Here is a 216-nt window from a genome sequence, read left to right as displayed (position 1 = left end):
CAAGCCTTCCGCCAGCAAGCCCGCGATAATGCCTGTCAGCACATCGCCCGCGCCGCCTGTCGCCATCCCGGCATGACCTGTCGTATTGACGTAGGTCGTTCCGTCAGGGCACGCGATGACGGTACGCGCTCCCTTGAGTACCAGCGTAACCCCGCGTGTCCGGGCATACTGCCGGGCATGGGTGATGCGGTCACGCTGCACCTCTGCCGTCGATAT

Annotated in this window: 1 protein-coding gene; it reads right to left on the bottom strand. The window is 64.4% G+C overall.

Going from position 1 to position 216, the window contains the following annotated elements; genetic code table 11:
• A partial coding sequence (locus WG8_RS02575) for an ADP-dependent NAD(P)H-hydrate dehydratase (protein WP_007428514.1) occupies window positions 1-216 on the bottom strand: 216 nt, incomplete at both ends.

Origin of the sequence: Paenibacillus sp. Aloe-11 (assembly GCF_000245715.1) — a bacterium.
GTDB lineage: Bacteria > Bacillota > Bacilli > Paenibacillales > Paenibacillaceae > Paenibacillus > Paenibacillus kribbensis.
This window is presented reverse-complemented; position numbering and strand designations above follow the sequence as displayed.